Raw genomic sequence first — 13,273 nt, 5'->3', positions numbered from 1 at the left:
TCACGTCGTGTGACAGAAAGGTTACAGCGAATGGACGACCAGAGACGCTACGCCCGGCGCGGGCGCAGGGCCTCTGGGCACTCAGTAGCCCAGGGTCTTCAGGGCCTGTTGCACCACCGCTGCCGGCAAGGGGATATAGCCATCCTTGACCACGGCCTCCTGGCCGCTGCGCGAGAGGATCAGCCGCAGGAATTCTCCTTCCAGGGGATTGAGCGGGCGATTGGGCGCCTTGTTCACATAGACGTAGAGATAGCGCGCCAGGGGATAGCGCCCGGACAGGGTGTTCTCCTGGTTGTCCGCGACGAAGTCGGTGGTGCCCTGGCGGGCCAGCGCCAGGGTATGGACGCTGGCGGTCTGGTAGCCGATGCCGGAGTAGCCGATGCCACCCAGGGACTGGCTGATGGCCTGGACCACCGAGGCCGAGCCCGGCTGTTCGTTGACGTTGGCGCGGAAGTCGCCACGGCACAGCGCCGCTTCCTTGAAGTAGCCGTAGGTGCCCGACACCGAATTGCGGCCGAAGCGCTGGATCGGGCGCTTGGCCCAGTCGCCGGTCAGGCCCAGATCGCCCCAGGTCTTGAGTTCGTGCGGACCGCCGCAGAGCCGGGTGCTGGAAAAGATCGCGTCGACCTGTTCCAGGGTCAGCTGGCGCAGCGGATTGTCCTTGTTGACGAAGATCGCCAGGGCATCGATGGCCACCGGCACCGCGGTGGGCTGGTAGCCGAAGCGCTGCTCGAAGGCCTGGAGTTCGGCGTCCTTCATCTTGCGACTCATGGGGCCGATGCCAGCGGTGCCCTCGGTGAGCGCTGGCGGCGCGGTGGACGAGCCGGCCGCCTGGATCTGGATATTGAGATTGGGATACTGGCGCTTGTAGCTCTCGGCCCAGAGCGTGACCAGGTTGGCCAGGGTGTCGGAGCCCACGCTCGACAGATTGCCGGAGATTCCGCTCACCTTCTGATAGTCGGGGATGGTCGGGTCGACGCCCTCGGCCCGAGCGGTCGTGCCACCTAGCGCCAGGGCGAGCGCCACAGCGGTCAGCGGACCTTTGATGTCCATACCGGATTCCTCGCGGGGATGGGAGACGGGCCTGGGCCGGCGACGCTCAGACGCGACCTGGCACTTTAGCCGGGCATTGTGACGGATTTATGAGAGACCGCCAGCCAGGGTGGCGGGTTCGACTAGGCTGCAAGAGGGCCTGCGCTGCACCACCCTAGCGCAGGCCTGGCGTCCGGACCTGCCTGATCGCTCTCGCTGGCGGCCTTGATGGACCGGACCAACATTTGCACAGCTAAGCATTCATCTCAGTGCAGAGGAACGCACCATGGCCCAGGCTCTTCCGACGTCCTCCACCCCGGCCGCTCAGGCGACCGCCGCCCCGGTCTCCCCGCCCTCGCGCGCCAAGCTGATCGCCGCGGCCAGCCTCGGCAACGGCCTGGAGATGTTCGATTTCACGGTGTTCAGCTTTTTCGCCGCCATCATCGGCCAGCTCTATTTCCCCTCGGATACCCCCTACGGCTCGCTCCTGATGGCAGTCGGGGTATTTGGCGTCGGCTTCGTCATGCGGCCGCTGGGCAGCATAGTGCTGGGCGCCTATGCCGACCGCCACGGGCGCAAGCAGGCCATGCTGCTGACCATCTCCCTGATGGGCCTGGGCAGCGCCCTGATCGCCTTTACCCCGACCCACGCGCAGATCGGCCTCGCCGCACCGCTGATCCTGCTCTTGGGACGGCTGTTGCAGGGCTTTTCCGCCGGCGGCGAGATCGGCGCCGCCACCACCCTGCTGCTGGAATCGGCCAGCCCCGGCCGACGCGGCTTCCATGTCAGCTGGCAGGTGATCAGCCAGGGCGGCAGTGCCCTGCTCGGCGCCGCCCTGGGCGCCCTGCTCACCCGCAGCCTGTCCGAGGCCGAGCTGCACGCCTGGGGCTGGCGTATCCCCTTCCTGGTCGGACTGCTGATCATCCCGGTCGGCCTCTATATCCGCCGCCAGGTGGACGAGACCTGGCGCGGCGCCGGCGCGGTCGAGGGCGGTCCGGTGCGCGCCTTCCTGCGCGAGCATCCGCGGCGCTTCGGCCTGGGCCTGTTGATCGTGATGTCGGCCACCCTGCTGACCTACCTGATGCAGTTCTACATGCCCACCTACATGACCCGCATCGTCGGCCTGCCGGCCACCAGCGCCTACCTGGCCGGGGTGGCCTCCAGCGCGGTGCAGATGGCCGCCGCCCTGGCCGCCGGGCTGCTGTTGGACCGCTTCGGCCGCTACAAGCCGGTGGCCCTGGTCAGCCTGGCGGTGGCCCTGCTGGGCATCTACCCGGCCTTTGTCTGGTTGAACGACCCCACCACCCAGGGCCTGGCCTTCGCCGCTCGCTTCGTGGTGATCACCGCCATGAGCGTCAACATGACCGCCGGTCTGCTGCTGATCCTCGCCGGGTTGCCGCGGCCGGTGCGCGCCACGGGTCTGGCCATGACCTACGCCCTGGCGGTGACGCTGTTCGGCGGCACCGCCCAGTTCATCGCCACCTGGCTGATCGAGGCCACCGGCAGCCCGCTCGCCCCGGCCTGGTACCTGATCGTCATGCTGCTGATAGGATGGATGGCCTTGCTGAGCTATCCCGAACGCCACCTGGATTGAGAGAGATCGCCATGAGCCTTGCCACCGCTGCGGATCAAGACGCCACCGCCCGTCATATCGCCGGCTACCTGCCGGAAATGGTCGCCCTGCGCCGCGACATCCACCGCCATCCCGAACTGGGCTACCAGGAGCAGCGCACCAGCGACCTGGTAGCCGCCGCCCTTCAGAGTTGGGGTTACGAGGTCCATCGCGGTCTGGGCGGCACCGGAGTGGTCGGTACCCTGCGCGCCGGCAGCGGCAGCAAGGTGCTGGGCATCCGCGCCGACATGGACGCTCTGCCGATCCTGGAAACCACTGGGCTCGACTACGCCAGCCAGCACCCCGGACGCATGCACGCCTGCGGTCACGACGGCCACACCACCACCCTGCTCACCGCCGCCCGCTGCCTGGCCGAGACCCGCGCCTTCGACGGCACCCTGCACCTGATCTTCCAGCCAGCCGAGGAAGGCCTGGGCGGTGCCCTGAAGATGATGCAGGACGGCCTCTTCGAGCTGTTCCCCTGCGACCAGGTGTTCGGTCTGCACAACATGCCCGGCGTGCCCACCGGCAAGTTCTGCTTTGTCGACGGCGCCGCCATGGCCTCCTCGGATACCGCCCTGCTGCGCATCCGTGGTCAGGGCGGGCACGGCGCGGTGCCGGACAAGGCCGTCGACCCCATCGTCGCCAGCGCCGCCACGGTGATGGCGCTGCAGACGGTGGTCTCGCGCAACGTGGCGCCGCTGGATACGGCGGTGGTCACCGTGGGCAGCATCCACGGCGGCGAGGCCTCCAACGTCATCCCCGACACGGTGGAGATGAAGCTCACCATCCGCGCCTTCCAGGACAGCACCCGCGACCTGCTGGAGCAACGCATCGGCGCCCTGGTGCGCGCCCAGGCGGAAAGCTTTGGCGCCACGGCCGAACTGGACTACCAGCGCGGCTATCCGGTGCTGGTCAACCACGACGGCCCCACCGCCTTCGCTCGCCAGGTGGCCGTGGACCATTTCGGCGCCGACGCCCTGCACCCCTTCGCGCCCATCCCGGCCAGCGAGGACTTCGCCTACATGCTGCAGCAGGTGCCCGGTTGCTACCTGTTCGTCGGCAATGGCCCGAGCGCCAACCTGCACAACGCGGCCTATGACTTCAACGATGCCCTGCTGCCGGTGGGCGCGCGCTACTGGGTCAAGCTGACCGAGGCCTTCCTCACCGCCTGAGGCGCCGCCCCGCCGGCACCCTCACCCGGGGTGCCGGCGACGGATTCTTCACGCGCGGGCCGCTAGACTGCCCGGTCATCGTTCAGCCACAGAGAGATCGCCATGCGCCGTGTTCCGCGCCTGGGCTGGCGCCAGGGTCTGGCGCTGGGTGTCGCCGTGCTGGCCGCGGGCTTCGCCTATCCAGCTTGGCGGCATTTCCATCCGGTGAGTGCCGCCGCGGGCTGGAGCTACCGGGAATTCGCCGCGGACATCCCCATGGTCAGTGCCCTGGCCGTGGATGCCGACGGCAGCCTGTTCGTCACCCAGGAGTTCTCCAGTCGCCGCGGCAGCCTGCTGCGCCTGCTGGCCAATGGCGAGCGCCAGCCGGTGCTGGGCGAGCTATCCAAGCCGGATGGCCTGGTGATGTTCCAGGGCGGTCTGGTGGTCAGCCAGGAAGGCGGTCCGCTGCCGGTGTTTCTCCTGCGCGACGGGCATCGCGACGCCCTGTTCGACGGTAACGACGTCGAGGGCGTCGCCACCGATGGCCAGACCCTCTATGCCATCGAGGACCTGCCGCGCGGGCGTCTGCTCAGCTACGACCCGGTGCAGCGACGCCTGGCGGTGCTGCGCGACGGCTTGGAAGAAGGCGAAGGGGTGGCGCGCTGCCCGGATGGGCGGCTGTTCTATACCGAAAAGGCCAAGGGCTGGGTCAAGCAGTGGCAACCCGGGGGTGCAGACACCCTGGTCGCCACGGGCCTCGACGCCCCCGGTTTCGTGCAGTGCTCGGCCGATGGCCTGTGGATCACCGAGGACGCCACCCACGGCGCCCGGGTGCTGCTGGTCAAGCCTGATGGCAGCCTGGTCACGGTGCTCTCGCACCTGCGCTCGGCGCAGACCCTGATCCCTCGCGGCGACGGCAATTATCTGGTCGCCGAGCAGGGGCGCAACCGCATCCTGGAACTGTCGCGAGAAGCCGGAGCCGCTCGCTAAGAGTCTGCTCATAATCTGCTGCGCGTCGGCCAAACTACGTTGAAAAGGCTTTCGGAATGCTCATTTACGATCTGTAAACTCCGCTTCCTCAAGCCTTTTCGCCTTGTTTGGCTCTAGCTCGCGAGATTATGAACAGGCTCTAAGTCGGCTCCGGGGGCCTCAGGGCAGGCGATACACCAGGCAGGGGTTGCCGTTGAGGCGGCGACCCAGCACTGGGGTGAGGTCGGCCAGCGGCGTGCCCGCCAGCAGTTCACGGTCGTCGCGGGCGAGGATGATCCAGGCACCGGACGGCAGGTGCGCCAAGTCCGCGACCTGGGGTCGGGCGATGAAGATCGGCTGCTCGTCGTGGTCCAGGTTCATCATGTAGCGGATCGCCCAACTGTCCTGGCCGAGACCAAAGAACACCAGCGGACCCGGCTGCTGCTGACGCAGACCCTCCACCTGCTGGACGAAGCCGCGGGTGTCGTACTGCAGGTCCTGCGCCGGCTCCACCACCGCGACCAGCATCAGCCACTGGGAGGCCAGCGCCAGGGCGCTCAGGGCCAGCAGCCGGCGGCTGCCGGTCAGGCGGCGCCAGCCGACCAGGGATGCGATCTGCAGGGCGACGAAGACTGGCACCAGCAGCGCCAGGGAGACGTCCGGCCAGTAGCCGTGGCGCTGCCAGAGGTGACGGCAGACCAGCATGGCGATCAGGGCGAGCCCTGGCAGGGCCAGTACCAGCGCCGTGTAGAGCGGCGCGACCCGGCGGAACCAGCTCTCCGCACGCAGCAGGCCATGGGCGGCGATGGCGGCCAGGAAAGGCACCATGGGCACCACATAGTAGGCGCGCTTGAAGTGCGGGATGGACAGTCCGACCAGGATCAGCAGACCGCTGCCGGCCAGGCCCAGCAGCAGCCGGCGCTGGGCGGTGTGCGGCCAGGCCAGCAGGCGGCGGCGCTCGGCGATCAGCACCAGCAGCGCCAGGGGCAGCACCGGCAGATAGCGATACAGACCCAGTTGCAGATAGAACCAGAAGGGCTTGCCGCTCTCGTCCAGCCGGCCGGTGACCTGCATGTGCCAGACCTCGGCGGCGAAAGCCGCCCCGCCCTCGTGATGGGCCAGCTGGATCAGCGTCCACCAGCCAAGGGCGAGCAAGGCGAGACCGGCCAAGCCATAGCCAAAGAGGCGCTGCAGGGCGAAGGTGCGGCGCGCCGGCTCGCCCCAGGCGACCACCAGCCAGTAGAGGCAGACCACGCCACAGGGCTCGATCAGCCCCAGCGGGCCGCGGATGGCGAAGCCCAGGGCGAACAGCGGCAACACCAGCAGGCGGCGCAGCGGGCGGCCGTCGCGGTCGGCGCTATGGAGCAGGTAGAAGCAGAGCAGCACCACCAGGGCGACCAGCTGGTCCAGGCAGACCGCACGAGCCTTTTCCAGCCATTGCGGGGTCAGGGCCACCAGCAGCACCGTGAGCAGTGCCCAGGCACGGCGGGTGTCGGCCAGCAGCCGATAGGTCAGCGCCAGCACCGCGGCCGAGGCCAGGGCGGTGGGCAGCACGTTGGCCAGGTGGTTGGGCGCGCCGATCACCCGCGCGGCCAGCCAGCTCAGCCAAGTGGCGGTGCCGGGATAGTCCGGATAGGGCTGGCCGTAGGTGGTGGCGAAAAAGGATGGGCCATGGCGAAACATCTCGCCGAGGAAGACCGCCCAGCGACCGTCGAAGCCCTGGGGCGCCTGGTTCCAGATGCCGAGGGTGAACATCAGGGTGGCGACCAGTCCGAGCAGCAGGCTTTCACGGCGCAGGCGACTGGCCGCCGGCAGCGCGTAGAGGGGCGCGCTGCGTGGGGTCAGGGGCATGGGCGAGACCATCAGGCGGCATCCACGCGGCGGGTGACCTGAGGACCGCCCAGGGCGGCGCCACGCCCGATGGCGAAGTATTCGATGCCGCGGCGCTCCATGCGCTCGGGATCGAACAGGTTGCGCCCGTCGAAGATCAGCGGCTGGTTGAGCTGGCGGGCGATCAGATCGAAGTCCGGCGCCTTGAACTGTTGCCACTCGGTGCAGATGACCAGGGCATCGGCCCCGGCCAGGGCGGCCTCGGGGGTACCCATCAGCGCCAGGCGTTCGTCATGACCATAGAGGCGCTGGGCCTCGGCCATGGCCACCGGATCGAAGGCGCGCACCTTGGCGCCGGCCGCCCAGAGGGCCTCCATCAGCACCCGGCTGGGCGCATCGCGCATGTCGTCGGTGTTGGGCTTGAAGGCCAGCCCCCAGAGGGCGAAGGTACGGCCGCGCAGGTCACCGTCGAAGTAGGTATTGATGCGCTCGAACAGCTTGGTCTTCTGGCGCACGTTGATGGCTTCCACGGCGCGCAGCAGATCCAGCTCCACGGCGTTTTCCTCGCCGGTGCGGATCAGTGCCTGCAGGTCCTTGGGGAAGCAGGAGCCGCCGTAGCCGCAGCCTGGGTAGATGAAGTGGTGGCCGATGCGCGGATCGGCACCGATGGCCTGGCGCACCGCCTCGATGTCGGCGCCGACGTGCTCGGCGAGTTCGGCGATCTGGTTGATGAAGCTGATCTTGACCGCCAGCAGGCTGTTGGCGGCGTACTTGGCCAGCTCGGCGCTGCGCAGGTCCATGCACTGGATGCGGTCATGGTTGCGGTTGAAGGGCGCATAGAGTTCGCGCATCAGGTCGCGGGCCACCGGCGAATCGGTGCCCACCACGATGCGATCGGGCTTCTTGCAGTCGGCGATGGCGGCGCCTTCCTTGAGGAACTCCGGGTTGGAGACCACCTCCACGTGCAGGGTGCGACCCTCTTCGGCGAGCACCTCGTGGATCAGCGCGCGGACGCGGTCGCCGGTGCCCACCGGCACGGTGGACTTGTTCACCACCAAGAGCGGATCGCGGGAGACCGGCTGGCCGATCAGCGGCTCGCGCCGCAGGCGGGCGATGGTCTCGGCCACGGCGAAGACGGCGGACAGATCGGCCGAGCCATCGGCGGCCGGCGGGGTGCCGACGGCGATGAACTGCACGGCGCCATGGGCCACGGCCTCGGCGGCCTCGTGGGTGAACACCAGGCGCCCGGCAGCCAGGTTGCTGCGCACCAGCTCTTCCAGACCCGGCTCATAGAGGGTCACCTCGCCGCGCTTGAGCTTGTCGATCTTGGCGCGATCGATGTCCATGCACACCACCTGGTGGCCGACTTCCGCCAGCACGGCGGCCTGCACCAGACCCACGTAGCCGATGCCGAAAACGCTGATGTTCATAGGGTATTCCTCAGGGTGGGAGCGGCGCTGGCGCGGGGCCCGCCGACGAGGGCGACGCCGGCCACAACCAGCGCGACGCCCAGGGTTTTCCAGGGGGTGAAGGATTCGGCGGCGCCCGGCAGCCAGGCCGCGCCGAGGTGGACGAAGACGTAGGAGAGGCCGAGCGCCGCATAGGCGCGACCCAGCGGCAGGCGTGCCAGGGCGGCCAGCCAGGCCAGCAGCGACAGGCCGTAGCAGAGGATGCCCAGGGCCAGCAGCAGACCGGCCGCGCCGAACAGCGCCGACGGCGTGCTCAGCCAGGTGGCCATCACCGGCAGCCGCACCAGGGCGGCGCGCAGAGACAGTTGCGCGAGGGTGGTGAGCAGGATGCTCAGGCCGAGCGGCAACAGGCCGTTCATAGCTGGCCTCCCAGCAGGGCGGCGCCGGCGACGATGCACAGGCAGCCGCACCAGGCGCGGGCATCCACCCGCTCGCCGAACACCAGGCGGGCCAGCAGGGTCACTGCCAGGGTGTTGAGCGAGAGCAAGGGATAGGCGACGCCCACCGGCACCCGCTGCAGCACCGCGCACCAGACCAGCAGGGCCAGGCCCAGGCAGACCAGGGCGCCCCACAGCCAGGGCGAGCGCAGTCGTGCGGCCAGGGCATTGCCGGCAGTCACCGCGCGCTTCTGGCCCAGTTGGCCGGCGCAGGTGAGGCCGATCACCACGGCGATCAGCAGGCCGTCGAGGGCGGTCACGGTGTCGGCCTCGGATAGACCAGCAGCACCAGGCGCTCGCTGGCGATGCTCTCGCCGGGCTCGGGCAGGCTGTCGAGCAGCTGGCGATCGCTGGGGCCGTCGACCCGCAGCAGGATGGCCACCGGACCCTGGTCGCGATGGGCGGCGAGCCAGGCGGCCAGGTCGCGCTCTTCGATCAGGCGGCCGCTGGCCGGTTCGCGGGCGAAGCCGTACTTGAGCTCGCCCGGACCGCCCACCAGCACCACGTCGTCGCGGTGGCTGGCCCAGGCCAGGCTGGCGGCCACGCCGAGGTCGTTGCTGACCAGCAGGCCGGCATTCTTGAAGTGGCCGAGCTGGGCCTGGATGAAGCTGCTCGGCAGCTTGTTGTCGACCAGGCTGTTGGGCAGGGCGATGGACAGCAGCGGCAGCAGCACCCAGAGCGCCAGGGCCGGCGCCAGCAGGGTGCGCCGCGGCCAGACCAGGGCGGCCAGACCGGCCAGCAGTAGCGCCAGGGGCGCCAGCAGGGCCAGGGCACGGGTCAGGCCTTCGCCGCTTTCATAGAGGCGACCGCCATAGATCAGCAGGGCGGCAACGCCGGCCAGGCCCAGCAACAGATTGCACAGGCCGTTCAGGCGCAGGGCGCCGGTGGCGCCGCGGCGGCCCGCCTCCAGCAGGGTGCGCGCCAGCAGCGGCACCAGGGCGGCCAGGGTCGGCAGCAGGTAGGTGGGCAGCTTGCCGCGGCTGAAGCTGAAGAACAGCAGCTGGCCGACCACGGCAATGCCGAGGAAGGCGGTACCGGCATGGCGGCGCTCCTGCCAGGTCCGGCCCAGGGTACGCGGTAGCAGGCCGGCCCAGGGCAGGATGGCCAGCAGCAGCACCGGGCCATAGAACCAGAACGGCCGCTCGTGCTGGGCATCCTGGCCGGCGAAACGCTGGATGTGCTCGTGCCAGAAGAAGAAATTCCAGAAATCCGCATCGCGCTGGGCCACCAGCAGCGCCCAGGGTGCCACCACCAGGATCGCCACCAGCACCGCCAGCGGACCGCGGCAGAGCAACTCGCCCAGGCGCCGCTGCAGGAGGAAGAAGGGCACGGCCACCAGCACCGGCAGCACCAGGGCGAGAAAGCCCTTGGTCAGCAGGCCGCAGCCACAGGCCAGTCCCAGCAGCGCCCACTGGGCCAGGGCCGCGCCGCGGGTCTCGGCGGCCTGGGCCTGCCAGAGGGCGAGCAGCGCCAGCGCCATCCAGAAGGCGAACTGGGCGTCGAGGGTGACGTAGGTGGCCAGACCAGCCACGGCCACGCAGGAGAGATAGACCACCCCGGCAAGCAGCGCCAGCGGGCGGTCCTGCCAGATCAGCCGGGTCAGGCGCACTACCAGGGCGGCGGTGGCGAGACTGGCCAGCAGCGGCACCAGGCGCACGCTCAGCAGCGAATCCCCGAGCCAGGCCTGGGCGATGGCCTGGGTCCAGTAGCCGCCGATGGGTTTCTCGAAATAGGGCAAGCCGAGGAAGTGCGGTACCACCCAGTCGCCACGCCGCCAGAGCTCCTGGGCGATCTGCGCATAGCGCGACTCGTCCGGAATCCACAGGCCGCGCCAGGCCAGCGGCAGGGCGTAGGCCAGCAGCGCCAGCGGCAGCAGCATCCACAGGCGTCGCCGACTCATGCCTGCACGCCCAGCCAGCCCTGGCGTCCGGCCAGGCTGCCCCGCACCAGATTGCCCGCGGGCAACTGGCGCGGATCGGTCGGCAGACGGTCGCCCAGGGTCAGGAACAGGACGCCCTCCTCCCGCGCCGCCTTGAGCAGGGCGCGAAAGTCCTCGGCGAAGGCGATGCCTTCCACCTCGGCGTGCAGGGTGTAGACGTTGAGCGCACCCGGACGGAAGCGCTTGAGCAGATAGTCGTTCCAGTCACCGGCGGCCAGCTCCGGGCCGACCACCTCGTCGAAGGTCGGCATGTCCACCGGCACCTGGGGGGTGCCGTGGCTGCCGTTGCCCAGTCGCGGGCGGAACAGCGCACTGCCGCGGCAATCGCTGTTGTACCTGAGGCCGAAGGCTTCCTTGGCCAGCACCACCCGCGGATCGGCACGCCAGCCGGCGGCGGCGGAGCAGTCGACCCGGGCGCCGAGGATGTCTTCCAGGGCCTGCAGGCCACGGCCGAATTCCGCGCCCAGGCGCTCCAGGCTCCAGCTGCCGGTGTGGGCCTGCCAGGCATGGTGATCCCAGGCGTGCAGCCCGACCTCGTGGCCACGGGCGCGGGTCTCGCGCATCAGGTGACCGAGGTCGCGGCCGATGGGCCGGCCCGGCCAGGCGGTGCCGGCCAGCAGGATGTCCCAGCCATAGAGGCTTGCGGCCTTGGATCTGAGCATCTTCCACAGGAAGGTGGGCTTCACCAGGCGCCACAGGTGGCGCCCCATGTTGTCCGGTCCGACGCTGAAGAAGAAGCTGGCCTTGACCCCGGCTTCGTCCAGCAGGTCGAGCAGCCGCGGTACCCCTTCGCGGGTGCCGCGATAGGTGTCCACGTCGATGCGCAGGCTGGCCGGGATCAGGGCTTTCATCAGGCCTCCCGCTGCGCCATGGCTTCGCGCAGGAAGAAGTCCAGCGTCTTGCCGACGGTGGCGGCCATGGCGGTGCTCGGCTGCCAGTCGATCAGGCGGCGGGCGTTCTCCACGCTGGGCTTGCGGTGGGCCACGTCCTGGTAGCCATCGCCATAGAAGCTCTTGCTCTCCACCTCGCGGAAGCCGGCGAAGGGCGGGAATTCATGGCGCAGCGGATGGGCCTCGAACTGCGCCAGCAGCTCTTCGGCCAGCTCGCGGATGCTCGCTTCGTTGTCCGGATTGCCGATGTTGATGATTTGGCCGTCGCAGCGACCGCCCTGGTTCTCGATGATGCGGAACAGCGCCTCGATGCCATCGTCGACGTCGGTGAAGCAGCGCTTCTGGGCGCCGCCGTCCACCAGCTTGATCGGGGTGCCTTCCACCAGGTTGAGGATCAGCTGGGTGATGGCGCGGGAACTGCCGATGCGCGCGGAGTCCAGACGATCCAGGCGCGGGCCCATCCAGTTGAACGGACGGAACAGGGTGAATTTCAGGCCCTTGGCGCCGTAGGCCCAGATGACCCGGTCGAGCAGCTGCTTGGAGACCGAGTAGATCCAGCGCTGCTTGTTGATCGGGCCGACCACCAGGTTGGAACGGTCTTCGTCGAAGCGCTCGTCCTGGCACATGCCGTACACCTCGGAGGTGGACGGGAAGATCACGCGCTTTCCGTACTTCACGCAGTGGCGAACGATCTTGAGGTTTTCCTCGAAGTCCAGTTCGAACACGCGCAGCGGATTGCGGGTGTATTCGATGGGAGTGGCGATCGCCACCAGCGGCAGCACCACGTCGCACTTCTTGATGTGGTATTCCAGCCACTCGGTGTGGATGGAGATATCGCCCTCCACATAGTGGAAATTCGGATCTAACTTGAGGCGCTCGATGGCATCGGAGCCGATGTCCAGGCCATAGACCTCGTACTCGCCATCAATTAGCAGACGTTCGGAAAGATGGTTGCCGATGAAGCCGTTGACGCCCAGGATCAGCACCCGGGTGCGGCGCTTGGTGCGGCGATCCTGGCGGTGCAGGCGGGCACCAACCACCAGGCCGGCTTCACGGGCCAATTGTGGGCCAGACAGATAGAGGCCGTTGTCGCCCAGCTGGCCGGCCTGGATTTCCAGGACGCCTTCGCCACAGGCGATGCGCAGCGGCTCCAGGCTCAGCACGCTGCCGGGGGCCTGGCCATGGCTTTCCTGACGCGCCTGAGCGCTCCAGACGATCAGCTTGCGATCACCGATCCAGCCGAAGGCGCCCGGATAGGGTTGGGTCACGGCGCGCACCAGGTTGCCCAGCTCCACGGCCGGACGGCTCCACTCCAGCTCGCCATCGGCGGCGCTGCGGCGGCCAAAGGTGGTGGCCTGGCTCTCGTCCTGCTCGCGCTCGGTCAGGCGGCCTTCGGCCAGGGCCGGCAGGCTGTCGCGCAGCAGCGTCTGGCTGGCTTCGCGCAGCTTGGCGTGCAGGGTCAGGGCGGTGTCGTCGGCGGCGATGGCGACGCGTTGCTGGGCGACGATGGCGCCGGCGTCGGCGCGCTGGATCATGCGGTGCAGGGTCACGCCGGTCTCGGTCTCGCCGTTGACCAGCACCCAGTTGGCCGGGGCGCGACCGCGGTAGCGCGGCAGCAGCGAACCGTGCAGGTTGTAGGCGCCGCGCTTGGCGCAGGCCAGGACGTCGTTGGACAGCAGGTTGCGGTAGTAGAAGGAGAAGATGAAATCCGGCTCCAGGGCGCGGATGCGCTCGACCCAGATCGGGTGGTTGACGTCTTCCGGGGCGTGCACCGGGATGCCGTGGCGGGCGCAGAGCTGGGCCACCGAACCGAAGAAGCGGTTCTCGCTCGGGTCATCCGGGTGGGTGAAGACGGCGGCGATGGGATAGCCGGCCTGGATCAGCGCGGCGAGGCCGGCGCAGCCGATGTCGTGGTAGGCGAAGACGATGGCGGTTTTCATC

General features: G+C 69.0%; 11 protein-coding genes. 3 read left to right on the top strand and 8 right to left on the bottom strand.

Features of this window, described 5'->3' with window-relative positions:
- Nucleotides 1-81 precede the first annotated feature (81 nt).
- The gene (locus LRS53_RS08160) at nt 82-1,053 is read right to left on the bottom strand and encodes a PstS family phosphate ABC transporter substrate-binding protein (protein WP_231355585.1); all 972 of its coding nucleotides are present in this window, start codon (nt 1,051-1,053) and stop codon (nt 82-84) included.
- Between the two features lie 265 nt (nt 1,054-1,318).
- Here LRS53_RS08160 and LRS53_RS08155 point away from each other — a divergent pair, with 265 nt between their 5' ends.
- The 3 genes from LRS53_RS08155 (at nt 1,319) to LRS53_RS08145 (ending at nt 4,788) form a co-directional block, all read left to right on the top strand.
- Nucleotides 1,319-2,626, top strand: coding sequence for an MFS transporter (locus LRS53_RS08155; RefSeq protein ID WP_231355584.1), 1,308 nt, complete (start codon nt 1,319-1,321; stop codon nt 2,624-2,626).
- An 11-nt stretch (nt 2,627-2,637) separates the two neighbouring features.
- Complete coding sequence (locus tag LRS53_RS08150; protein ID WP_231355583.1) at nt 2,638-3,819, top strand: M20 aminoacylase family protein; 1,182 nt, start codon at nt 2,638-2,640, stop codon at nt 3,817-3,819.
- A gap of 102 nt (nt 3,820-3,921) precedes the next feature.
- Complete coding sequence (locus LRS53_RS08145; RefSeq protein ID WP_231355582.1) at nt 3,922-4,788, top strand: hypothetical protein; 867 nt, start codon at nt 3,922-3,924, stop codon at nt 4,786-4,788.
- A 159-nt stretch (nt 4,789-4,947) separates the two neighbouring features.
- Here LRS53_RS08145 and LRS53_RS08140 read toward each other — a convergent pair whose 3' ends face one another.
- The 7 genes from LRS53_RS08140 to arnA are packed head-to-tail and all read right to left on the bottom strand — an operon-like array spanning nt 4,948 to nt 13,272.
- Complete coding sequence (locus LRS53_RS08140) at nt 4,948-6,630, bottom strand: glycosyltransferase family 39 protein (RefSeq protein ID WP_231355581.1); 1,683 nt, start codon at nt 6,628-6,630, stop codon at nt 4,948-4,950.
- Nucleotides 6,630-8,027, bottom strand: a complete 1,398-nt coding sequence (locus tag LRS53_RS08135) for a UDP-glucose dehydrogenase family protein (RefSeq protein WP_068384545.1) — start codon at nt 8,025-8,027, stop codon at nt 6,630-6,632. Before LRS53_RS08135 ends, LRS53_RS08140 begins: the two co-directional genes overlap by 1 nt.
- Nucleotides 8,024-8,425, bottom strand: coding sequence for a 4-amino-4-deoxy-L-arabinose-phosphoundecaprenol flippase subunit ArnF (gene arnF / locus LRS53_RS08130; protein WP_231355580.1), 402 nt, complete (start codon nt 8,423-8,425; stop codon nt 8,024-8,026). Before arnF ends, LRS53_RS08135 begins: the two co-directional genes overlap by 4 nt.
- Nucleotides 8,422-8,763 carry an EamA family transporter gene (locus LRS53_RS08125; protein WP_017639273.1) on the bottom strand — a complete coding sequence of 114 codons (342 nt, stop codon included), beginning with the start codon at nt 8,761-8,763 and terminating at the stop codon, nt 8,422-8,424. Before LRS53_RS08125 ends, arnF begins: the two co-directional genes overlap by 4 nt.
- Nucleotides 8,760-10,403 carry a lipid IV(A) 4-amino-4-deoxy-L-arabinosyltransferase gene (arnT, locus tag LRS53_RS08120; RefSeq protein ID WP_231355579.1) on the bottom strand — a complete coding sequence of 548 codons (1,644 nt, stop codon included), beginning with the start codon at nt 10,401-10,403 and terminating at the stop codon, nt 8,760-8,762. The genes LRS53_RS08125 and arnT overlap by 4 nt, the downstream gene beginning before the upstream one ends.
- A complete protein-coding gene (arnD, locus tag LRS53_RS08115; protein WP_231356110.1) occupies nt 10,400-11,281 on the bottom strand; it encodes a 4-deoxy-4-formamido-L-arabinose-phosphoundecaprenol deformylase in 882 nt (293 codons plus the stop codon). The genes arnT and arnD overlap by 4 nt, the downstream gene beginning before the upstream one ends.
- Nucleotides 11,282-11,292: 11 nt before the next feature.
- The gene (gene arnA / locus LRS53_RS08110) at nt 11,293-13,272 is read right to left on the bottom strand and encodes a bifunctional UDP-4-amino-4-deoxy-L-arabinose formyltransferase/UDP-glucuronic acid oxidase ArnA (protein ID WP_442968490.1); all 1,980 of its coding nucleotides are present in this window, start codon (nt 13,270-13,272) and stop codon (nt 11,293-11,295) included.
- Nucleotide 13,273: the final 1 nt, after the last annotated feature.

The sequence above is a fragment of the Pseudomonas sp. PLB05 genome, assembly GCF_021106615.1.
Lineage (GTDB): Bacteria > Pseudomonadota > Gammaproteobacteria > Pseudomonadales > Pseudomonadaceae > Chryseomonas > Chryseomonas benzopyrenica.
The sequence above is the reverse complement of the archived record's forward strand: the minus strand, read 5'-3'. Positions and strand labels throughout refer to the sequence as shown.

Excerpts from the sequence above, each read along its gene's own strand:
- LRS53_RS08160 (WP_231355585.1), bottom strand. The coding sequence starts at position 1,053 with ATGGACATCAAAGGTCCGCTGACCGCTGTGGCGCTCGCCCTGGCGCTA.
- LRS53_RS08155 (WP_231355584.1), top strand. The coding sequence starts at position 1,319 with ATGGCCCAGGCTCTTCCGACGTCCTCCACCCCGGCCGCTCAGGCGACC.
- LRS53_RS08150 (WP_231355583.1), top strand. The coding sequence starts at position 2,638 with ATGAGCCTTGCCACCGCTGCGGATCAAGACGCCACCGCCCGTCATATC.
- LRS53_RS08145 (WP_231355582.1), top strand. The coding sequence starts at position 3,922 with ATGCGCCGTGTTCCGCGCCTGGGCTGGCGCCAGGGTCTGGCGCTGGGT.
- LRS53_RS08140 (WP_231355581.1), bottom strand. The coding sequence starts at position 6,630 with ATGGTCTCGCCCATGCCCCTGACCCCACGCAGCGCGCCCCTCTACGCG.
- LRS53_RS08135 (WP_068384545.1), bottom strand. The coding sequence starts at position 8,027 with ATGAACATCAGCGTTTTCGGCATCGGCTACGTGGGTCTGGTGCAGGCC.
- arnF (WP_231355580.1), bottom strand. The coding sequence starts at position 8,425 with ATGAACGGCCTGTTGCCGCTCGGCCTGAGCATCCTGCTCACCACCCTC.
- arnT (WP_231355579.1), bottom strand. The coding sequence starts at position 10,403 with ATGAGTCGGCGACGCCTGTGGATGCTGCTGCCGCTGGCGCTGCTGGCC.
- arnA (WP_442968490.1), bottom strand. The coding sequence starts at position 13,272 with ATGAAAACCGCCATCGTCTTCGCCTACCACGACATCGGCTGCGCCGGC.